Below are 20,640 nucleotides of genomic sequence, written 5' to 3'. Positions count from 1 at the left end.
GCGGCTCCCCCCTTCAATTGCCGCCGGGACTACCGCCGGGCGCCCAACCCCGCTACCGGGGCGGGCGGGGCCCGGACCTGCGGGGGGGCCCGGTCGCCGTGCCGGGCCCCGCCGCCTCGGTCCGGCGCTACCCGCGCCGGACTCCCACCCGCCGCCGCAACGCGAGGCCCGCGCCCGCGACAGCGGTGACGCTCAGGGCCGCGGTCGCCGTCGCGGCGGGCAGCACGCTCCCGCCGCTCCCGGCCGGCTCACCGGCCGCGTCCGGGCGGTAGCCGCCGCCCTTGCCCGCCCGGTCGTACGCCGAGCCGGGCAGTTTGTCGCCGTACCGCTCCCGGACCAGCTGCCGGTACGCCGCCAGGGTCACCCCGGAGTCGCCCACCGAGCCGCGGGCCTCGTCGTCCAGCGGGAGCACCCGGCCGTCCCGCAGCACGTACCAGGCGTTGAGCTGCGGCTCGCGGAACGCCGTCCCGCCGCCGGTGCTCGCGGCCTGCGCCGCGTAGTCGTTCTCGTCCCCGCCGGAGGCGATGTTGACGACCCGCCAGGCGCTGCCCTCCTTCACGGTCCAGACCGAGGCGACCTGCCCGTCGGTCGAGACCACCCGGCTCGCGGTGAACTCCGCCCTGGCCACGGCCGCACCCGGGGTGCCGGCCACGAACGCCGCGTCCAGGGTGTAGACCGGCACGGTCTCGCCGGTCAGCCGCGGGGCCGCCGCACTCGCGGCCCGCGCCTCCTCGGCGGCGCCGATGGTGAGCTGCTTGGTCGGCGGGACGCCCTTGCGGGCGAAGAAGCGCCCCAACTGGTCGAGCACGGCGGGGCTCTGCACCGCGCTCCTGGCCTGGGCCAGCTCGGCGGCGGAGACGGGAGCGGGGCCCTGTGCGGGCTCTGCCGCGGACGCCGCCGGAGCGACGGCCAGGCCGATCCCGGCCGCCAGCAGGACGCCGGCGGCGACGTTACGGATGCTGGTCATGGTCGCCCCTCACGCGCCGATCCGGTACAGGGAGTGGGTCCAGGAGAACGTGCCGTTCGACACGTAGTAGTTGTAGTCCGCCCAGTTGTAACGGGTGTTGGACGGCCACGGGTCGCCCCAGTAGACCCAGTTGTTGGAGGTGTCGAACCCGTAGACCACGTGCATGTGGCCGCCGCCCGAGCTCCACTGGATCCGGGTCTCGATCGGCCGGTTGGCGTTCACCTCCGTCTGCACCGTGCTGTAGCGCAGGTAGCCGGTGACGTAGGAGCCCGGGTTGATGCCGACCCAGCGCAGGCCGGTCTGCACGTCGCCCAGGGTGGCCTGGTTGTTGGGGCAGCTGGAGTTCGCCGAGCGGCCGAACGCGGCGTTGCAGAACTGGTTCTGGCTGTAGGTGTAGCCGTACCAGGTCGCGATGGTGTTGCCGCTCGCCGCCCAGCACCAGTTGGTCTGCTGTTGCTGCTGCATGGTGATGTTGAGCTTCTTGAAGGTGCCGGCCAGGTCGGCCGTGGCACCCGGCGCGGCGGCGGGCCGGATCTGGTCGGTCCCGGCGAGGGCCGTGGGGGTGGCCTGGGCCGGGGTGACGGCCGCGACGCTGAACGCCGGACCGAGGACGCCGAGCGCGAGCACCGCGACGGCGCGGCGCAGGCGTGTCCGTGGAACTGACATGGGGGATTTCCTCCTTGCGACAGGCAGAGGAGTCGAGAGCTGTGGGGGTGCGGTCCGGATCCGCGCCATGAGCATCGCGCCGTTGACATGGCCGGTCAACGCCCCCGGCGGTCCGCCGACCCGGGTGTGAACGGTCCCGTTCCCGGTGTGAACGCCGCCCCGCAACCCCCGCCCGGAACGCCCCGACCGGTGACAAACCCCCTTCCACATGTGAATATTCACGACCAGCCGGACCCGCCCCGTCCGCCACCCGAGGAGGCCGCCATGCAGCGGACCGACCACCCCGACCTCGCCACCGCCCTGCGCACCGGCCCGTTCCACCTCGCCCTGCGGACCGCGATCACCACCCGCGGCCTCGCCCTGCACCGCGTCCGCGAACACCTCGCCCTGCGCGGCGTCCACATCGGGGTCACCAGCCTCAGCTACTGGCAGCAGGGCCACCGGCGCCCCGAACGGGCCGAATCCCTGCGCGCGGTACGAGCGTTGGAGGACGTCCTGGACCTCCCCGAGCACTCGCTCACCCGGCTGCTCGGACCTCGGCGCACCACCCCCGACGGCCCGGCCGGCCCTCCCGTCCGCCCCTACCGCGACCTGATCGCCCCGGCCGCCGCCGTCGACGACCTGCTCGCCACCATCGCCGGACCGCGCGACACGGGGCTGCACACCATCACCCACATCGAGCGGATCCGGATCGGCGCCGACCGCCAGCTGGTCCGCCGCGACTCCCAGCACGCCCTGCGCGCCCACCGCGACGGCATCGACCGCTACCTCGCCATCCACCAGGGCGACCCCGGCAGCGACATCACCCGGGTCGGGGTCAGGGCCGAGGAGAACTGCCGCCCGGGCCGGATCCGGCGCGACCAGACCCACGACCTGCTGGTCGCCGAACTCCTCCTCGACCGCCGGCTCCGGGCCGGTGACACCCACCTCCTCGGCTACGGCTTCGACGACGCGCCGTCACCCACGCCCAGCTGCGAGTACGTCCGGGACTTCAACTCCGGGGCCGGGCAGTACGTCCTCCAGATCACCTTCCACCCCGCCGCGCTCCCCGTCCGCTGCCGCCGCTTCGCCCGCCGCGCCCCGGGCGAGAAGTCCTACGAGAGCGAGGAGTTGACGCTCGACGGCCACCGCTGCGTCCATCTGGTGGCCACCGCGCTCCGGCCGTGCCTGCTGGGCATCCGGTGGGACTGGGAGTAGCCGCCTCCCTTCACGGCGCCGGGTTCTCCGCCGTGCGGCGGGTGTCGTAGGCGGGGTCGATGGTGCCGAACAGCCGGTCCCAGACGGTGGTGTAGAAGCCCAGGTTGACCCCGGGGTCGACGTGGTGGCCCGCGTGGAACATCGGCAGCGCCACCCAGCGGAACACCGCGAGCCGCCGGGCCCGGGCCGGGAACGGCTCCACGCCCAGGTGGCCGAGCAGGCCGAAGACCAGGTTGACCACGACGTACCCGGCCAGCGCCAGGGCGGAGATCTCCCGGAGGCAGAGCACCGCGAGCCAGGTACCGCCGAAGCCCAGCACCTCCAGGGGGTGCAGGACGAAGAGCGTGGACGGGCGAGGGTCCGGGTAGCGGTGGTGCAGTTCGTGGGCCAGCCGGTAGAGCCGGCGACGGTGGGCGAGCCAGTGGCCCGCGTACATCAGGGCGTCCATCACCAGGGAGAACAGCAGCAGCTCGGCCACCGCCCGCAGACCGGTGTCCGCCGAGAGCCGCAGCAGACCGTGCCGCCAGAGTGCCCAGCCGGCCACTCCCACACCGGAGTTGAGAAGGACGGCGGTGGCCGTCAGCAGCCACTCGCGGCGGTCCGGCGGCGGGGGCGCCGGCGCCACCCGCCGGTCGCCGAAGCGGCGGACCAGCAGGCTCCCGGCGACCAGCGCCACCGCGAACAGGGCGAGGTTGCCGGCCAGCGCGCCGGCCACCACCTCCCCCGGGCCCAGCCGGCCCGCCCGTTCGAGCAACCCGTCCACCGTCACGGCCACCTCCCCCGGCGGCCGTGGCGGCCGCCCCGTCCGGATCGGACGCCGGCCCGGGACGGGCGGTTCCCCCGTCCGCACCGGCCGGCGGCGCCGCTCAGGCTACGCGGGCCCGCCGGGCCGCCCGGCCCCGGAACTCCAGCACGGTGCAGTCCTCCACCGGCCGGTAGCCGATCTGCTGGTAGATCGAGTTGCTCGTCGGATTGGCGAGGTCGGTGTACAGCAGCACCTCCGTCGCACCGAGCCCCAGCGCGTGGGCCGAGGCCGCCGCCGTGACCCCGCTCCCGTAGCCGCGTCCGCGGTGGTCGCCCGGCGTGTAGACCGGGCCGATCCGGGACATCCCGGCGATCACCGCACTGTGCCCGGCGAGCGCCACCGGGCGCCCCCCGTCCTCCCAGAGGTGGAGCTGCCGGGCGGCGATCCGGTCGTCGGCGAGCGTCGCGACGCCGGAGGCCACCAGCCGGGCCTCGACCACGAACCGTCCGAGCCACTCGATCACCAGCTGCCGGTCCGACGGGTCGGCGAGCCTGGCGCCGCCGGCCGGCGGACGCGGCGGTTCGGTCGGCTCGCCGAGCCGGTAGAGCCGCTCCCTGGTCCGGACGGACCCGGTGGCGCCGGTGGCGGCCTGCCAGGCCGCGGAGAACGCCGCCACGGCCGCGTCACTCCCGGCGACCTCGACGACGTCCGCCGAACCGGCCCCGACCGCAGCCCCTACCGCCGCCCCCGCTCCGGTCCGGGCGGCGGCGAGTTCGGCCGCCAGCTCGCCGGCCGCCGACACCGGCATCTCCCCGAGCCGCAGTCCGAACGGGGGCGTTCGCAGGAAGGCCCCGCCGACCGGCCCGCCGGGCTCGGGGCACCACCAGCCGAAGACCGGCGCGTCCTCGCCGTAGTAGCGCGGACCGCGCTCCCTCAGCCGGTCCGTCACGGTGAGCAGCACGGTGTTCCGGGCCGGGCTCGCGGCGAGGAACCCGCCCGCGCGGGTGTGGAACTCGTCGACGGAGGTGCTCAGGGTCCAGGCCATGGACCATCTTCGCCCGCCCTTTCGTCCGCGCACCACCCGATTTCCGGGGCACGGTCAGGAGGGCGCGCCGCCCGCCTCCGCCGTCGCGCCCAGCCGCTCCGCCAGCACCGCGGGGTCGGTGGTCGGCGCGTCGCAGACGAAGTGCCGGCAGACGTACGCGGCCGGCGCCCCGCCCACCAGCGGTCGGTCGGCCAGCAGCGGCACCTCGTCGCTGCCCGCTCCCGGCTCGCCGAGCGCGACCACCGCGCCGGGTGCGGTACCCAGCAGGGCGACCCGGTGCAGCGCGGCGGTGGCCGGGTCGCCGGCCGACCCGATCACGGCCACCTCGCGCGGCCCGTCGGCCAGGGCCTCGGCGGCGGCCAGGCCCCAGCCGATGAAGCGGGGAGCGCGCGGGGCGAGTGCGCCGACGATGCCGAGCGCCCGCTCGGCCGCGGTCCGGTGACGTGCCGAACCGGTGTACGCGGCGTAGGTGAGCAGGGCGTTGGCGGCGGCGGTCCAGCCGGACGGGGTGGCGTTGTCGGTCGGGTCCTGCGGACGCCGGATCAGCTCCTCGGCGTCGTCGGCGGTGTCGAACAGCGCCCCGGTGGTCCCGTCGGCGAAGTGCTTGAGCACGGTGTCCAGCAGCCCGCCGGCCAGCTGGAGCCACCCGGCCTCACCGGTCACGGCGAACAGGGCGAGGAAGCCCTCGGCGGTGTCGGCGTAGTCCTCCAGCACGCCCGCGTTCGGACCCGGGCGGCCGTCGCGCGAGGTGCGCAGCAGCCGGCCGTCGGGGGTGAGGTGAACGGCGAGCAGCAGGTCGGCGGCACGCTCGGCGGCCTCGACGAGGTCGGGCCGGTCCAGCAGGGCGCCCGTCTCGGCGAGGGCGGCGACGGCCAGCCCGTTCCAGGCGGCGACCACCTTGTCGTCCCGGGCGGGTGCGGGCCGGGCGGCCCGCGCCTCGAACAGCCGGGACCGGACGCGCTCGTGGGCGGCGTCGTCCGCCGGGTCGGCGAGCAGCTGGAGCACCGAGGCCCCGTGCTCGAAGGTCCCCGCGCCGGTCACCTCGAACAGCTCGGCGGCGTACCCGCCGTCCGCGTCCCCCAGCACCTCGGCCAGCTGGGCGGGCGTCCACACGTAGTACGCCCCCTCGACCGAGCGGCCGGTCGCCGGGTCCGTGCTGTCCGCGTCCAGCGCGGAGGCGAACGCGCCCTCGGGGGTGCGCAGTTCGCGCAGCAGGAAGTCCGCGGTGGTCAGTGCGGTGCGGCGGGCGAGCGGGGAGCCGGTGGCCCGCCACAGGTGCAGGTAGGCGCGGAGCAGCAGCGCGTTGTCGTACAGCATCTTCTCGAAGTGGGGGACGACCCAGTCGGCGTCCACCGCGTACCGGGCGAACCCGCCGCCGAGCTGGTCGTGGATGCCGCCGCGGGCCATCGCCTCGCCGGTGCGGACGGCCATCTCCAGCGCCGCCTCCGAACCGGTCCGGGCGTGGTGGCGCAGCAGGTACTCGACGACCATGGCCGGCGGGAACTTGGGTGCCCCTCCGAACCCGCCGCGCCGTTCGTCGAAGTCACGGCTGAGCGCGACCAGCGCCTCGTGCAGGCCGGTCTCCCCCGGCGGCTGGTGCACGCCGCTGCCGACCGCGTACACCGACGCCCGCTCGGAGAGGTCGGCCCGGATCCGGGCGGCGACCTCGCCGACCTCGTCACGCCGGTCCCACCAGGCCGCGTGCACGCCTTCCAGCACCTGCCGGAAGGACGGCATGCCGTGCCGCGGCTCGGGCGGGAAGTAGGTGCCGAAGTAGAACGGCTCCTTGTCGGGGGTCAGGAAGACGGTCATCGGCCAGCCGCCCTGCCCGGTCGCCGCCTGCACCGCCTCCATGTACACGGCGTCGACGTCCGGCCGCTCCTCGCGGTCGACCTTCACGGCCACGAACCGCTCGTTGGCGTACGCCGCGACGCCCTCGTCCTCGAAGGACTCGTGCGCCATCACGTGGCACCAGTGGCAGGCGGCGTACCCGACGCTCAGCAGGACCGGCACGCCGCGGCGGCGGGCCTCCTCGAACGCCTCGGGGCCCCACGGCCACCAGTCCACGGGGTTCCCGGCGTGCTGGAGCAGGTACGGGGACGTCGCGTCGGCGAGGCGGTTAGGCATGCCCCCATCCTTGCGCATCGGGCCGGCGCACCGGCGCGCGGACGGGCGCCGGACTCACTCCTTCGAGGCCTCCGGCTGCTCGACGAAGTCGACCTTCTTGAACTGTCGGTTCATCGACTTGGCCAGGAACCAGGTGGCCACGCCGAGGACGGCGAAGACCACGAAGCCCAGCAGGCCGGGGGTGACCTTGGCGTCGTCGACGGCGAGCTCGGCGGCGAGGTGGGTGAGGTTCACGGAGGCGCTCATATCTCTATGGTGGCCCGGCTCACGGGGAGCCGGGCCGTCGGGGGGTGGTTCAGTCGCGCGTGTCGGCCGATTCGGCCGTCAGGCTGGGCGTGCGAAGGCCGGCGAACAGGTCGTCCTCCGGGAGGTCCACGTCGATGAGGGTACGGGCGAGCTCGTAGTCCTCCGTGGGCCAGACCTCGCGCTGGACCTCCAGCGGGACGCGGAACCAGGGGCCGTCCGGGTCGATCTGGGTGGCGTGCGCGATCAGCGCGCGGTCCCGGGTCTCGAACCAGTCGTCGCAGCGGACCCGGGTGGTGATCTCGCGCTCCTTGCGGCCGCTCTTCTCCCAGCCGGCGATCCACTCGCCGTAGGGGGACTCGTGGCCGTTCTCGGAGAGGTACTGGTGGAGCGCGCGGATCCGGCCCATCGGGAAGCCGTGGTTGTAGTAGACCTTCAGCGGCTGCCAGGGCTCACCGGCGTCCGGGTAGGCGTCCGGGTCCCCCGCGGCCTCGAAGGCCAGCATGGTGATCTTGTGGGTCATGATGTGGTCGGGGTGCGGGTAGCCGCCGTTCTCGTCGTAGGTCGTGATGACCTGCGGCTTGAACTCCCGGATCAGGCGGACCAGCGGTTCGGCCGCGTCCTTGACGTCCTGGAGGGCGAAGCACCCCTCGGGGAGCGGGGGCAGCGGGTCGCCCTCCGGCAGGCCCGAGTCCACGAAGCCCAGCCAGGCCTGCTTGACCCCGAGGATCGCGCGGGCCTCGTCCATCTCCTTGGCCCGGACCTCGTGGATGTTCTCCTCGATCTCCGGCCGGCCCTGCAGCTTGGGGTTGAGAACCGACCCGCGTTCCCCTCCCGTGCAGGTGGCCACGAGCACGTCCACCCCCTGGTCGACGTACATGGCCATGGTCGCCGCGCCCTTGCTGGACTCGTCGTCCGGGTGGGCGTGCACCGCCATCAGTCGCAACTGCTCAGTCAACGCGTGCGTTCCTTCCACAATGTCTGGGCGTCCCGCGCAAGCCGGTCTGCCCACCGTCTGAGCCGCTCGGTACGGGACCGCGTCACCGCGGGACCGGCCGCCGCACCTGTCGCCGACACGGCCGAGCCCCGCCCCCGCCGGACCGGCCGTGGGCGTGCCCCTCCTATAGTGACGGACTGGAGGAGCACCGCATTCCCCCGCACCACCCGCGCGGCCCCCTCCCCACGAGAGGACTGAGCCCGATGACCGCAGGCACCAGGACGCCGCAGCTGCCCGAGGGGCGCTACGGACGGCGCGGCGACCGCGAGGCGGACCGGCGGCTCAAGGTGATCGGCGCGGTCTGCGGAGTGCTGGCGCTGGGCCTGGTCACGTGGCTGGGAGCCTCGTACCTGATCCGCGAGACGAAGATCAACGGCGCCGTGCCGTCCTTCGAGGCGGTCTCCGACGTCGAGATGCAGCTGCACCTGTCGGTGCGCAAGAGCGACGGCACCGCGGGCAGCTGCACCGTCCGCTCGCAGGGCGAGAACGGCGCGGTGGTCGGGGTGGCCGACTTCCCGGTACCGGCGGACGGCTCCGGCTACGACGCGGTGGTCAGTCTGCGGACCACCTCCCGCGGCACCACCGCCGAGCTCCTCGGCTGCACCCCCGCGTAGCCGCCCGCGGAGGGCCGGCCCCCGGTAGTCACTGGCGGCGACGGCCACCCGGAGCGCATATTCGATCTGGAGAGCGGGCATCCGTAGAGGAGTCGCGCACCGCTGCTGTACATCTCGGCGCAATGTCGTCGTCAATGACGCGCCAACGGCCCTCCCGCTTGTCGGTGGGAGTTGTTAGGCTCGTGGTTTCGCCCCTTCCGCACCAGCTGGTACGGGAGCGGGCGTTGCTTTGTAGTTAAGACCGATATCAGCACCACCAGACGCGCTGACGACTCACACCCTCAGCACAGCCCCAGCACCTACGAGGAGCACCCGTGACCCAGACCAGCGAGAACGTGACCTGGCTCACTCAGTCCGGCTACGACCAGCTCAAGGCCGAGCTGGACCACCTGACCGGCCCCTGGCGCATCGAGATCGCCCAGAAGATCGAGGCGGCGCGCGAAGAGGGTGACCTCAAGGAGAACGCCGGCTACCACGCGGCCAAGGAGGAGCAGGGCAAGTACGAGCTGCGCATCCGCCAGCTCACCCAGCTGCTGGAGCGCGCCAAGGTCGGCGAGGCTCCGGCCGACTCGGGTGTGGTGGCTCCGGGCATGGTCGTGACGGTCGCCTTCGACGGCGACACGGACGACACCATGAAGTTCCTGCTCGGCTCGCGCGAGGTGGCCGGCGACGACGACCTGGAGATCTACTCGCCGCAGTCCCCGCTGGGCCGCGCGATCGACGGCAAGACGATCGGCGACGAGGCGACCTACGAGCTGCCGAACGGCAAGCGGGCCATGGTCAAGATCGTCGAGGTCAAGCCCTACGCCGGCTGACCCTTCCGACCGGCATCGGCCCCGGGACCGGACCACCCGTCCGACCGGCGCCGGCCGACCCCCGCAGAACGCCGACGAGGGCGGCCGTGGCACGAGCCACGGCCGCCCTCGCGCGTACCCGCCCACGGGCCGCGCCGCGGGTCAGCCCACGGCCGAGCGGTACTTGCGCACCGACAGCCACGAGAACGCCGCGATGATCGCCAGCGACCAGAGCACCGACATCAGTTCCGCGTGCTGCATCGGCCAGGCGTCGTCCACCGGGCCCACCTGGTTGCCGAAGAGGTTCCGGCAGGCCTGCACCGTGGCGCTGAACGGGTTCCAGTAGGCGATCCCCTGCAGCCAGCCGGGCATCGAGCTGACCGGCACGAAGGCGTTCGAGATGAAGGTCAGCGGGAAGAGCCAGATCAGCCCGGCCGAGGTGGCCGCCTCGGGGCTGCGCACCGAGAGACCGATCAGTGCGCCGATCCAGGAGAAGGCGTAGCCGAGCAGGAGCAGCAGTCCGAACGCGGCCAGCGCGGACAGCAGGCCCTCGTGGATCCGCCAGCCCACCAGGAGCGCCACCAGCGCGAGCACCACCAGCGTGAACGCGGTCTGGACGAGGTCCGCCAGGGTCCGGCCGACCAGGACCGCCGAGCGGGCCATCGGCAGCGAGCGGAACCGGTCGACCAGGCCCTTGGACATGTCCTCGGCGATGCCGGCGGAGGCGCCGGCCGTCGCGAAGGTGACCGTCTGGGCGAAGATGCCGGCCATCAGGAACTGGATGTACGTCGAGGAGCTGGACTGCGTCCCGGGGATCTGGATCGCCCCGCCCATGACGTACGAGAACAGCAGGACGAACATCACCGGCTGCATCAGGCCGAACACCACGATCTCGGGTATCCGGGACATCCGCCGCAGGTTGCGCTTCGCCACCACCCAGGAGTCGTGCAGGGTGGCGGCCGCTCCGCGGCGCTGTTTGGGTACCGCCCCGCCGATGGCGTGCTGGGTGGCCGTCGTCATCTCACAGCTCCTTGCCGGCCGTGACGGCCTGCTTGTCGGCGCCCGGGCCGCTCCCGGCCGGTCCGCCGCGGCCCTTGCCGTGGCCGGCCCCGCCCTTGCCCGCGGCGCCGTTCTCCTCACTCTCGGCCTCGGTGGCGTGGCCGGTGAGCGAGAGGAAGACGTCGTCCAGGGTCGGACGGCGCAGGCCGATGTCGTCGATCTCGATCGAGCGGGTGTCCAGCTCGCGGATCACGTCCGCGAGCACCCGGGCGCCGCCGCTGACCGGGACGGTGATCCTGCGGGTGTTGCGCTCCACGGTCGGCTCGCCCTGGGCGTACCCGGAGAGCGCGGCGAGCGCGTCGGCGACCAGGTCGGGCCGGTGCACCACGACCTCGATCCGCTCGCCGCCGATCTGCGCCTTGAGCTGGTCGGCCGTCCCGCGCGCGATCACCCGTCCGTGGTCGACCACGGCGATGTCGTGGGCGAGGCGGTCGGCCTCCTCCAGGTACTGGGTGGTGAGCAGCAGCGTGGTGCCCTGGTCGACCAGGGTCTCGATGACCTCCCACAGGGCGAGCCGGTTGCGCGGGTCGAGGCCGGTGGTCGGCTCGTCCAGGAACATCACCGGGGGGCGGACCACGAGGGCCGCGGCGAGGTCGAGCCGGCGGCGCATGCCGCCGGAGTAGGTCTTGGCGGTCCGGTCCTTGGCCTCGGTGAGGTTGAACCACTCCAGCAGTTCGAGCGCCCGGACCTTCGCCTCGCGGGCGGTCATCTGGTAGAGCTCACCGACCATCTGGAGGTTCTCGAAGCCGGTGAGGTACTCGTCGACCGCGGCGTACTGGCCGGAGAGGCCGATCAGGCTGCGGACCTCGTTGGGGTGCTTGAGGACGTCGACCCCGGCGACCACGGCACGGCCGGAGTCGGGGCGGAGCAGGGTGGTAAGGATGCGCACGGTGGTGGTCTTCCCGGCGCCGTTCGGGCCGAGCAGCCCGAGCACCGTGCCCTCGGGGACGTCGAGGCTGACGCCGTCCAGGGCTCGTACGTCGCCGAAGGTCTTCACCAGGTTCTCGGCTTGGATGGCTGGCGCCATGGCCTGCCTCATCTCCTTGGACGGTTGAGCGGTTCTGTCCCACTTTGCCCCGAATGAGGGCACGCAAGCGACTCGGTTCTCGCCTGCACGGCAACAAGACGCGATGTATCGCGAGTTTTGCAGAACGCGATATATCGCGCAAGGGAATTCGCTCCGCCATGGTGACACGCACCACTGACAACGGGAGCCCCACGGGAACCCCACCCGGGCCCCACCCCCCTGCCCGGGCACCCCGCACCCGCACCCCGCCTAGCGGGAGACCACGAACCCCGCGTCCCGCAGCTCGCCGAGCACCGCCGCGCAGTGCTCCGGCCCCTTCGTCTCCAGGTGGAGGTCCACCTCGACCTCGGTCAGCCCGAGCTGCGGGTCGACCCGCACGTGCGCCACGTCCAGCACGTTGGCGTCGACCTTCGTCAGCACCCCCAGCAGGTCCGCCAGCGCGCCCGGCTTGTCCGCCAGCCGCACCCGCAGCGACAGGTAGCGGCCGGCCGCCGCCAGCCCGTGCCGCAGCACCCGCTGCATCAGCTGCGGGTCGATGTTGCCCCCGGAGAGCACCGCCACCACCGGCCCCTCGAAGGAACCCGGCTGCTCCAGCAGCGCCGCCACCGGACTCGCCCCGGCCGGCTCCACCACCAGTTTCAGCCGCTCCAGGCCCAGCAGCAGCGCCCGCGAGAGCGAGTCCTCGGAGACCGTCCGGATGCCGTCCGCCAGGGTGTTGACGATCTCGAAGGGGATGTCCCCGGGCCGACCGACCATGATCCCGTCCGCCATGGTGGCGAACCGCTCCAGCGAGACGGGGCGTCCGGCCGCCAGCGAGGGCGGGTACGCGGCCGCGCCGGCCGCCTGCACCCCGATCACCCGCACGTCCGGCCGCAGCGGCTTGACCGCCGCCGCGATCCCGGCCAGCAGACCGCCCCCGCCCACCCCGACCAGGATGGTGCGCACCTCCGGGCACTGCTCCAGGATCTCCAGCCCGACGGTGGCCTGCCCGATGACGATGTCCCGGTGGTCGAAGGGGTGGATGAACACCGCGCCGCCCGCGTCCGCGTACCGCTGCGCGGCCTGCAGCGCCTCGTCCACGGTGGCGCCGTGCAACCGGACCTCGGCGCCGTACTCGCGGGTCGCGGCGACCTTGGGCAGCGGCGCGGCCACCGGCATGAAGACCGTGGAGCGGACCCCGAGCAGCGAGGCCGCCAGCGCCACCCCCTGGGCGTGGTTCCCGGCGCTCGCCGCGACCACCCCGCCGGCCCGCTGCACCGGCGAGAGACCCGCGATCCGCACGTACGCCCCGCGCAGCTTGAAGGAGCCGGTCCGCTGGAGGTTCTCGCACTTCAGGTGGACCGGCGCGCCGACCAGTGCGGACAGGTGCCGGCTGCCCTCCATCGGCGTCACCCGGGCTACCCCGACGAGCATCTTCTGGGCGCCGCGGACGTCGTCGAGGGTGATCGGCCAGCTGTGCATGACAGCAGCGTATGCCTTGGTGGAGGACCACCCGGGGACGTCGGACCTGTTCCCGGGCCCGCCCGGCCCGCGTACGCTGCTGGTTCTGAGCCTCTCTCACCGCACGACGATCGTGAGCCGCGATGACGACGACCTCGCCCCAGGCCACCGACCTCACCGACCCCGTGCACACCCAACTGCAGTACCAGCTCGCGGTGTTCGCCCGCAGGATGGAGCAGGTCCGCGGCTCCGACGGAGTGGCCGCCCTGGTCCGGGCCGCCTACCTGCTGCTGGAACGCCTGGAGCGGGTCGGGCCCGCCAACGTCAAGGCCCTGGCCGACGCGCTCGGCGTCGACTCCTCCACCGTCACCCGGCAGGTCGCCCCGCTGGTGGCGGCCGGCCTGGTCGGCCGGGTCCAGGACCCGGCCGACCGGCGCGCCGTCCGGCTCGCGCTGACCCCGCTCGGCTCCGACCGGCTGGCCGAAGTCCGCGCCGGCCGGGCCGAGTTGACCCGACAGCTGGTGGCCGACTGGCCACTGGAGGAACAGCGCGAGTTCTGCGCCCTGCTGGCCCGCTTCAACCACTCGATGGAGTCGTACTCGGCGGGCCGGCAGAGCGCCTAGGCGTACTCGGGCCGGGAGTTCAGCCCAGCGCCCGCGTGAGGTCGGCCAGCAGGTCGTCGATCGACTCGATGCCGACCGAGACGCGCACCAGGTCCGCCGGCACCTCCAGGGCCGAACCGGCCACCGAGGCGTGGGTCATCCGGCCGGGGTGCTCGATCAGCGACTCCACGCCGCCCAGCGACTCGCCGAGGGTGAACAGCTCGGTCCGGTTGCAGACCTCGACCGCCGCCTCCTCGCCGCCGTGGACGCGGAACGACACCATGCCGCCGAACGCCTTCATCTGCTTCGCGGCGATGTCGTGGCCGGGGTGCTCGGGCAGGCCCGGGTAGAGCACCTGGCTGACCTTGGGGTGGCCGGCCAGCAGCTCGGCGACCTTCTCCGCGTTGGAGCTGTGCCGGTCCATCCGGACGCCGAGGGTCTTGATGCCGCGCAGCACCAGCCAGGCGTCGAACGGGCCGGAGACCGCGCCCATCGCGTTCTGGTGGTACGCGACCTCCTCGCCCAGCGCCGCGTCGGCCAGCACCAGGGCGCCGCCGACGACGTCCGAGTGGCCGCCCATGTACTTGGTGGTCGAGTGCACGACCGCGTCGGCGCCGAGCGCGATCGGCTGCTGCAGGTACGGGCTGGCGAAGGTGTTGTCGACCACCAGCAGCGCGCCGGCGCCGTGCGCGATCTCGGCCAGCGCGGCGAGGTCGGTGATGCCCAGCAGCGGGTTGGACGGGGTCTCCACCCACACCGCGCGGGTGTTCGGGCGCAGCGCCCCGCGGACGGTCGACAGGTCCTGGGTGTTGGCGACGGAGAACTCGACGCCCCAGCGGGTCAGCACCTTGGCGAAGAGCCGGAAGGTGCCGCCGTAGGCGTCGTTGGGGATGACGATGTGGTCGCCCGGCTTGAGGATCGTCCGCAGCAGGGTGTCCTCGGCGGCGAGGCCGGACGCGAAGGCGAGGCCGCGGGCGCCGCCTTCCAGCGCGGCGAGGCACTCCTCCAGCGCGGTACGGGTCGGGTTGGCGCTGCGGCTGTACTCGTAGCCGCCCCGCAGGCCGCCCACCCCGTCCTGCTTGTAGGTGGACACCTGGTAGATCGGCGTGACGACGGCCCCGGTCTGGGGGTCTGCTTCCTGACCCGCGTGGATGGCGAGAGTCTCGAAGCCCTGGGGAAGCTGGTGCTCGGTCATGCTCCGAGCGTAGTCGGCGAACGGCGGGGTGCCGCCCCGAAGGCGGCGACGCCCCGCAGGCCCGGCCGCCGCAGGCCCTACCGCCGCCGACCGCCGCCCGACCGCCGCACGCCCGGCCGGGCGGGGGCGGGCGGGGCCTCCCCCGGAATCCCCGGCGTCCCGTCCGCGTTGGAACGTCCGCAACCCTTCCCGACCCGCTGGAGCAGGCCGTGCTGTTCAACCGCCACAAGACCTCGCTCGTCCCCGCCGACCAGGCGCTCCCCGGCCGGGAGGCCCCGGCCTTCACCCTCGGCGAGCCGCACACCGTGCTCGGCCACCCGCTGACCGGCCCGTACCCGGCGGGGCTGGAGGTGGCCGACTTCGGGCTGGGCTGCTTCTGGGGCGCCGAGCGCACGTTCTGGCGCCTGCCGGGCGTCTGGACGACGCTGGTCGGCTACCAGGGCGGCCACACCCCGAACCCGACGTACGAGGAGGTGTGCAGCGGCCTGACCGGGCACACCGAGGCGGTCCGGGTGGTGTTCGACCCCGCGGTGATCTCCTACGAGCAGCTGCTGAAGACCTTCTGGGAGTCGCACGACCCGACCCAGGGCAACCGCCAGGGCAACGACGTCGGCACCCAGTACCGGTCCGCGGTCTACACCCACTCCCCCGCCCAGGCGGCGTCCGTGGCCGCCACCCGGGACGCCTTCCAGCCTGAGCTCACCGCGCTCGGCCTCGGCCCGGTGACCACCGAGATCGCCCCGGCCGGCCCGTTCTACCCCGCCGAGCCGTACCACCAGCAGTACCTGTCGGACGCCAAGAACCCGAACGGCTACTGCGGCCTCGGCGGCACCGGTGCCAGCTGCCCCATCGGCGTGGCCCGGACCACCGAGGGCTGAGCCCGCGGGTCCCTCCGGCTTTCCGCCGCCTCCCGGCGGGCGCAGACTGGAAGGACCAGTAGGGCGGCCCCGCCACCCCTCCTGGTGGCGGGGCCGCCTCGTCCCCGAGGAGCCCCTCATGGCCGGCCTCATGCGCAGAAGCTTCGACACCGATCCCGAGGAAGTCCGCCCGTTCGAGGGCGGCAAGGGAGAGGTGCGCCTGGTCAACCTGGACGGCGGTGCCGTCGGACGGGGGGTGTTCGAGCCCGGCTGGCAGTGGTCGAAGCACGTCAGGCCCATCGCGCAGACCGACAGCTGTCAGGCCGCCCACGTCGGCTACGTCGTCTCCGGCCGGATGGCGATCGCCATGGACGACGGCGAGGAGGCCGAGTTCGGCCCCGGCGACTTCATGATCTGCCCGCCCGGCCACGACGCCTGGGTGGTGGGCGACGAGCCGGCGGTCATCCTGGACTGGCAGGGCTTCGGCGACTACGCCAAGCGCGGCTGAGCACCCCGCGGCGCCCCGGACGCGGGTCAGGCCCGCCGGACCTCGTGCATGAAGCACCCGAAGTGCAGCGCGCGGACGTGCACCACGGCCACCTCCGGATCGGCGAGCAGGGCCGCCGCGCCCGCCTCGGCGGTCTCCGGGACGACCGGCACGCCGCCCAGGATGTGCCCGCGCCGGTCGTACGCGCGCAGCACCCGCTCGCTGCCGTGGAACCCGGTCGGCCAGCCGTCCCCGCCGACGCCCGCGCACGGCCCGTCGTGCACGAAGACCGGGCCGACCTCGTCGTACGGGCCCGGTTCGGCCCCCGTCTCGGCGGCCCAGCGGCGCAGCGGCGCGTAGGAGACCAGGGCGATCCGGTCCCCCGGCAGGCCCTTGCTCAGGCAGCAGCGCAGCGGGGCGCCGCCGGTCTCGTCGACGGACCGGACCGGCGGGCGGCCCGCGTCGTCGCGGACCAGCAGGGAGCGGTGGACGCCCGGGTCGATCGGGCGGACGGCCAGGGCGGGCGTGGTGGTTGTCGTCATGCCGTCCACCCTGCCGCCGGAGCCGCGCCGGGTCCGGCGGGTTTCGGTCGTCGCGTTCGGCGGCGCCGGGAGGTCCGGCCCGCCCGGGACGGGGCCTGCGGCGGGGCCCGTGACGGGCCCGCGGCGGGGGTCAGACGGCGCTGGCGGCCTTCCAGTCGGCCCAGTCCATGTTCCAGCCGTTGAGGCCGTTGGACGGCACCACGGTCTTGTCGCCGGAGTTCACGACCTCGACGACGTCGCCGATCATCGAGCTCTTGAAGAACCTGGCGCCGTCGGCGCCCTGGTCCTGCCCGCCCTTGACGTCCCGCAGGCCGATGCAGCCGTGGCTGGTGTTCTGGCTGCCGAAGATCGACGGCGAGGACCAGTAGTTGCCGTGGATGAAGGTGCCGGAGGTGCTGAGCCGCTGGGCGTGCGGCACGTCCGGGATGTCGTACTCGCTGCCGAGGCCGACGGTCTGCGAGTTCATCCGGGTCTGCTGGTACTGCTCGGTGATCACCATCTTGCCGCCCCAGGTGCGGAACTCGGGCGAGCCGCCGGAGATCGCGTAGACGGCGCTGACCTGGCCGTCGGTGGTGACGGTGAGCTTCTTGGTGGCGAGGTCGGCGACGCTGGTCTGCGCCCGGCCGACGGTGAAGCGGACGTCCTTGGACTGGGTGCCGTAGACGCCCTTGGCGCCCTGGACGTCCTTGAGCCTGAGCTTGACGGTCACCTTGGTGCCCTTGGCCCAGTACTGCTGCGGCCGGAAGTCGAGGCGGGTGCTGGAGAACCAGTGCCCGACGATCTCGACGCCCGGCTCGGCTATGACGGTGATCGCCTGCTGGACGGTCCTGCGGTCGGTGACCGGCTTGCTGAAGTTGATCGAGACGGGCATGCCGACGCCGACGACCGAGCCGTCCTCGGGGGTGAAGTAGCCGACGAAGGTGTTGGCCGGGGTCGCCGTGGTGAAGACGGCGTTGGCGTCGGCCTCCAGCTTGTCCTTGTCGGTGGCGGCGGCGGTCACGGTGTACTTGGTGCCGCTGGCCGGCGCGGCGGCCGAGGTCCAGCCGGTGCCGTCGGCGGAGAGCTGGCCGGCCAGGGCCTTGCCGGTGGAGTCGGTGACCTTGACGGCGGTGAGGGTGCCGTTCGCGACGGTGACCTTGACCGGGTCGCTGAAGCTGGCCGAGGTGGCGCCGTCGGCGGGCGTGACGGTGATCACGGCGACCGAGGTCTTCGGCGTGCTGGTGGCGCTGGGCGTCGCCTGGCCGCCGCCCGTACCCGCGCCCGTGGTGCCGGTGGCCGTGCCACCCGTGCTGCCGCCGCTGCCGCTGCCGGTGCCAGGACCGCCGCTGCCTCCGGCCCCGCTCTCGCCGCCCTTGGTGTCGTTGCAGGCCGCCAGCAGCAGGACCGGGGCCCCGATGAGACCGGCCAGCACACCGCGCCGGCTCCAGCTGCCTCCGGCCGACCGGCCCTGACCGTCCCCTGCCGCCACGTCGCCCACTCCCTGCTCATCATCCGGGCATTACGGATAGAGAAACGCAATCCATGCGTTCACGGTTCCATCACCAACGGGTAGCGATCGTACGAGATGACGAAACTTACCGCCAAATATGGACAAAACGCCCGGTCTGCGAAGGCAGACCGGGCGATCACGGGCCGTGACGGACAGGCCCTACTGGGCGGGCCCTACTCGGCGGGCTCCTCCACGGTGTACTCGTCCCACTCGTCGCCCTCGGGATCGAAGTCGGTCTTCGCGGACTCCCAGGTCGCCGAGGCGAGCTCGACGCCCGGAACGTCGCCGAGCAGCGCCACCGGGTCGATGAAGTGGGCGAGCGAACCCGACGGGTCCACCTCGATGGCCTCGACGGACTGCGCGCGCTCGTCGTCGTCGAGGTACTCGTCCACCGCCACCTGCTGCAGGGCCGCCGCCTTCAGCGCCCCCTCGTCGGTGATCTCGGCGATGAGCTCGATGTTGAGCCGGACGTAGCGGGGAGCGTCCTGGCCGGTCGTGTCAGTGCTGGTCATGCGTGCGAGATTACGGGAAGGGCCGGCCCCTCCGGAGAGGGACCGGCCCTGCCGCCTCCGCCGGACTCCCCCACCCGGGAGTCGCGGAGACGCGCCAAGCGGCGCGGTTGCCGCGGGAGCCGCCGCACCCTGCGGTCCGGCCGGAGCCGGGCAGGGGCGGGACGACGGCGTCTCCCGCGGGCAAGGACACCGCCGGCCGGGTCAGGGCCGGCCGTCGTGCCCGGAGACGATCGGCGCCGCCGGGGAGCCGCTCCCGGACCGTCGTCGTCGCCTCACTCGGCGTCTTGCCGTTGACCACAACGATGGCGCAGCGTTGTTAAGCGCGTGCTGCGCGCAGGTGACGCGGGTGTACCAGTTCGCCCGGAAACGGAACCTCAGCCGTCCGGTCGGGGAGGGCGGCTGACCGGGCCTCAGTGCCCGGCGCGGCTGCCGGCCAGGAATCCGAGCAGGTCCTGGCGGGTGACGATGCCCTGCGGCTTGCCCTCCACCAGCACCACCGCGGCGTCGGCCTTCTCCAGCACCGACATCAGGTTGGTGACGGTCTCGCCCGAGCCGACCACCGGCAGCGGCTTGGACATCACCTTGTCCAGCGTGTCGCTCAGCTGGATCTCGTTCGCGAAGACGCCCTCCAGGAGCAGCTTCTCCGCCACCGAGCCGATCACCTCGCCGGCCATGATGTCCGGGTGGCCGGCCCCCGGCGAGACCACCGGCATCTGCGAGACGCCGTACTCGCGGAGCACCCGGACCGCCTCGGCGACGGTCTCGCTGGGGTGCATGTGGACGAACTGCGGGATGCCCTCGTGCTCGATGGCGTCCTTGCGGGCCAGCACCTCGCCGATGTGCGCCTCGTCGGTGGCGGACGGCAGGAAGCCGTAGTCGGCCATCCAGTCGTCGTTGAAGATCTTCGACAGGTAGCCGCGGCCGCCGTCCGGCAGCAGCACGACGACCACGTCGTCCGGGCCCAGCTTCTTGGCGACCTCCAGCGCGGCGACGACCGCCATGCCGCAGGAGCCGCCGACCAGCAGGCCCTCCTCCTTGGCGAGGCGGCGGGTCATCTGGAAGGAGTCCTTGTCGGAGACCGCGACGATCTCGTCGGCGACACCCCGGTCGTAGGCGGTCGGCCAGAAGTCCTCACCGACGCCCTCGACCAGGTACGGACGGCCGGTGCCGCCGGAGTAGACCGAACCCTCCGGGTCGGCGCCGACCACCTTGACCTTGCCGCCGGACGCCTCCTTCAGGTAGTTGCCGGTGCCCGAGATGGTGCCGCCGGTGCCGACGCCGGCCACGAAGTGGGTGATCTTCCCGTCGGTCTGCTCCCAGAGCTCCGGACCGGTGGAGTGGTAGTGCGAGGCCGGGTTGTCCGGGTTGGAGTACTGGTCCGGCTTCCAGGCGTTGGGGGTCTCGCGGACCAGGCGGTCGGACACGTTGTAGTAGGAGTCCGGGTGCTCGGGGGCGACGGCGGTCGGACAGACGACCACCTCGGCGCCGTACGCGCGCAGGGTGTTGATCTTGTCGGTGGACACCTTGTCCGGACAGACGAAGATGCACCGGTAGCCCTTCTGCTGGGCCACGATCGCCAGGCCGACGCCGGTGTTGCCGGAGGTCGGCTCGACGATGGTGCCGCCGGGCTTCAGGGCGCCCGAGGCCTCGGCGGCCTCGATCATGCGCATCGCGATCCGGTCCTTCACCGAGCCTCCGGGGTTGAAGTACTCGACCTTCGCGAGCACGGTCGCGCTGATCCCCTCGGTGACCTTGTTCAGCTTGACCAGTGGCGTGTTGCCGACCAGGTCGATGATCGAGTTGTGGTACCGCACGGGGGTCCTCCCGGTCTGTGGGCATGCGAGTGCTTTTCGGTACTGCAAAGCCTAGGCCGTGCCATCGACCCCGGCCCGCCCCTTCCTCCCCGCCCTGCACCCCGGCCACACCGGGGGCGTCCCGCCCCTCTTCCGCACCCGCGCACCGGGCGCCGCCCGGACCGGCTCCCGGCGGTCCGGGCAGCGCCCCCGCCGCACCGTTCCGGTCCGGGGACCGGCCG

Annotated in this window: 21 protein-coding genes; 6 read left to right on the top strand and 15 right to left on the bottom strand. The window is 73.2% G+C overall.

Annotation, left to right across the window (positions count from 1 at the left end; genetic code table 11):
- Nucleotides 1–127 precede the first annotated feature (127 nt).
- Both ACFWOG_RS07070 and ACFWOG_RS07065 read right to left on the bottom strand, forming a co-directional pair.
- The gene (locus ACFWOG_RS07070) at nucleotides 128–967 is read right to left on the bottom strand and encodes a hypothetical protein (RefSeq protein ID WP_380355573.1); all 840 of its coding nucleotides are present in this window, start codon (nucleotides 965–967) and stop codon (nucleotides 128–130) included.
- Between the two features lie 9 nt (nucleotides 968–976).
- A complete protein-coding gene (locus tag ACFWOG_RS07065) occupies nucleotides 977–1,633 on the bottom strand; it encodes a papain-like cysteine protease family protein (RefSeq protein ID WP_380355570.1) in 657 nt (218 codons plus the stop codon).
- Between the two features lie 264 nt (nucleotides 1,634–1,897).
- Between ACFWOG_RS07065 and ACFWOG_RS07060 the strand changes: the two genes are divergently transcribed.
- The gene (locus ACFWOG_RS07060) at nucleotides 1,898–2,830 is read left to right on the top strand and encodes a hypothetical protein (RefSeq protein WP_380355568.1); all 933 of its coding nucleotides are present in this window, start codon (nucleotides 1,898–1,900) and stop codon (nucleotides 2,828–2,830) included.
- 10 nt (nucleotides 2,831–2,840) lie between these two features.
- Here ACFWOG_RS07060 and ACFWOG_RS07055 read toward each other — a convergent pair whose 3' ends face one another.
- The 5 genes from ACFWOG_RS07055 to mca all read right to left on the bottom strand — a co-directional run bounded on the left by ACFWOG_RS07055 (nucleotide 2,841) and on the right by mca (nucleotide 7,948).
- Nucleotides 2,841–3,599 (bottom strand): sterol desaturase family protein, encoded by a 759-nt coding sequence (locus tag ACFWOG_RS07055; RefSeq protein ID WP_380355565.1) that lies wholly within the window; start codon nucleotides 3,597–3,599, stop codon nucleotides 2,841–2,843.
- Nucleotides 3,600–3,696: 97 nt separating this feature from the next.
- Nucleotides 3,697–4,620 carry a GNAT family N-acetyltransferase gene (locus ACFWOG_RS07050; protein WP_380355562.1) on the bottom strand — a complete coding sequence of 308 codons (924 nt, stop codon included), beginning with the start codon at nucleotides 4,618–4,620 and terminating at the stop codon, nucleotides 3,697–3,699.
- A 54-nt stretch (nucleotides 4,621–4,674) separates the two neighbouring features.
- On the bottom strand, nucleotides 4,675–6,747 hold the full coding sequence (locus tag ACFWOG_RS07045) for a thioredoxin domain-containing protein (protein WP_380355559.1): 2,073 nt from the start codon (nucleotides 6,745–6,747) through the stop codon (nucleotides 4,675–4,677).
- 54 nt (nucleotides 6,748–6,801) lie between these two features.
- Nucleotides 6,802–6,993: a hypothetical protein gene (locus tag ACFWOG_RS07040; protein ID WP_329879706.1), complete on the bottom strand. Its 192-nt coding sequence runs from the start codon at nucleotides 6,991–6,993 to the stop codon at nucleotides 6,802–6,804.
- A gap of 49 nt (nucleotides 6,994–7,042) precedes the next feature.
- The gene (mca, locus tag ACFWOG_RS07035) at nucleotides 7,043–7,948 is read right to left on the bottom strand and encodes a mycothiol conjugate amidase Mca (protein WP_329879705.1); all 906 of its coding nucleotides are present in this window, start codon (nucleotides 7,946–7,948) and stop codon (nucleotides 7,043–7,045) included.
- Nucleotides 7,949–8,190: 242 nt separating this feature from the next.
- On the opposite strand from mca, the gene ACFWOG_RS07030 reads away from it, so the two are divergent.
- Nucleotides 8,191–8,601 carry a DUF4307 domain-containing protein gene (locus tag ACFWOG_RS07030; protein ID WP_329879704.1) on the top strand — a complete coding sequence of 137 codons (411 nt, stop codon included), beginning with the start codon at nucleotides 8,191–8,193 and terminating at the stop codon, nucleotides 8,599–8,601.
- A gap of 314 nt (nucleotides 8,602–8,915) precedes the next feature.
- The gene (gene greA / locus ACFWOG_RS07025; protein WP_329879703.1) at nucleotides 8,916–9,416 is read left to right on the top strand and encodes a transcription elongation factor GreA; all 501 of its coding nucleotides are present in this window, start codon (nucleotides 8,916–8,918) and stop codon (nucleotides 9,414–9,416) included.
- A 141-nt stretch (nucleotides 9,417–9,557) separates the two neighbouring features.
- On the opposite strand, the gene ACFWOG_RS07020 is transcribed toward greA, so the two are convergent.
- The 3 genes from ACFWOG_RS07020 to ilvA form a co-directional block, all read right to left on the bottom strand.
- Nucleotides 9,558–10,415 (bottom strand): ABC transporter permease, encoded by an 858-nt coding sequence (locus ACFWOG_RS07020; protein ID WP_329879702.1) that lies wholly within the window; start codon nucleotides 10,413–10,415, stop codon nucleotides 9,558–9,560.
- Nucleotide 10,416: 1 nt separating this feature from the next.
- Nucleotides 10,417–11,481, bottom strand: coding sequence for an ATP-binding cassette domain-containing protein (locus ACFWOG_RS07015; RefSeq protein ID WP_380355552.1), 1,065 nt, complete (start codon nucleotides 11,479–11,481; stop codon nucleotides 10,417–10,419).
- Nucleotides 11,482–11,730: 249 nt separating this feature from the next.
- Entirely contained in the window at nucleotides 11,731–12,942 is a 1,212-nt protein-coding gene (gene ilvA, locus ACFWOG_RS07010) for a threonine ammonia-lyase (protein WP_380355549.1), read from the bottom strand.
- Nucleotides 12,943–13,064: 122 nt separating this feature from the next.
- Here ilvA and ACFWOG_RS07005 point away from each other — a divergent pair, with 122 nt between their 5' ends.
- Complete coding sequence (locus ACFWOG_RS07005; protein WP_329879699.1) at nucleotides 13,065–13,544, top strand: MarR family transcriptional regulator; 480 nt, start codon at nucleotides 13,065–13,067, stop codon at nucleotides 13,542–13,544.
- A 19-nt stretch (nucleotides 13,545–13,563) separates the two neighbouring features.
- Here the strand turns inward: ACFWOG_RS07005 and ACFWOG_RS07000 are convergent, their stop codons facing one another.
- Entirely contained in the window at nucleotides 13,564–14,718 is a 1,155-nt protein-coding gene (locus ACFWOG_RS07000; RefSeq protein WP_380355546.1) for a cystathionine gamma-synthase, read from the bottom strand.
- 209 nt (nucleotides 14,719–14,927) lie between these two features.
- On the opposite strand from ACFWOG_RS07000, the gene msrA reads away from it, so the two are divergent.
- Together msrA and ACFWOG_RS06990 are read left to right on the top strand one after the other, a co-directional pair.
- Nucleotides 14,928–15,596, top strand: coding sequence for a peptide-methionine (S)-S-oxide reductase MsrA (msrA, locus tag ACFWOG_RS06995; RefSeq protein WP_380355543.1), 669 nt, complete (start codon nucleotides 14,928–14,930; stop codon nucleotides 15,594–15,596).
- Between the two features lie 118 nt (nucleotides 15,597–15,714).
- Nucleotides 15,715–16,083 (top strand): cupin domain-containing protein, encoded by a 369-nt coding sequence (locus ACFWOG_RS06990; RefSeq protein WP_329948131.1) that lies wholly within the window; start codon nucleotides 15,715–15,717, stop codon nucleotides 16,081–16,083.
- A 26-nt stretch (nucleotides 16,084–16,109) separates the two neighbouring features.
- On the opposite strand, the gene ACFWOG_RS06985 is transcribed toward ACFWOG_RS06990, so the two are convergent.
- The 4 genes from ACFWOG_RS06985 to ACFWOG_RS06970 form a co-directional block, all read right to left on the bottom strand.
- Entirely contained in the window at nucleotides 16,110–16,604 is a 495-nt protein-coding gene (locus ACFWOG_RS06985; protein WP_329879695.1) for a DUF1203 domain-containing protein, read from the bottom strand.
- A 130-nt stretch (nucleotides 16,605–16,734) separates the two neighbouring features.
- On the bottom strand, nucleotides 16,735–18,072 hold the full coding sequence (locus ACFWOG_RS06980; protein ID WP_380355539.1) for an Ig-like domain-containing protein: 1,338 nt from the start codon (nucleotides 18,070–18,072) through the stop codon (nucleotides 16,735–16,737).
- Nucleotides 18,073–18,266: 194 nt separating this feature from the next.
- Entirely contained in the window at nucleotides 18,267–18,605 is a 339-nt protein-coding gene (locus ACFWOG_RS06975) for a hypothetical protein (RefSeq protein ID WP_329879693.1), read from the bottom strand.
- A 410-nt stretch (nucleotides 18,606–19,015) separates the two neighbouring features.
- Nucleotides 19,016–20,419, bottom strand: a complete 1,404-nt coding sequence (locus ACFWOG_RS06970; RefSeq protein WP_329879692.1) for a cystathionine beta-synthase — start codon at nucleotides 20,417–20,419, stop codon at nucleotides 19,016–19,018.
- Between the last annotated feature and the right edge of the window lie 221 nt (nucleotides 20,420–20,640).

The organism is Kitasatospora sp. NPDC058406 (assembly GCF_042722765.1).
In the GTDB taxonomy this organism is placed as follows: domain Bacteria; phylum Actinomycetota; class Actinomycetes; order Streptomycetales; family Streptomycetaceae; genus Kitasatospora.
This window is presented reverse-complemented; position numbering and strand designations above follow the sequence as displayed.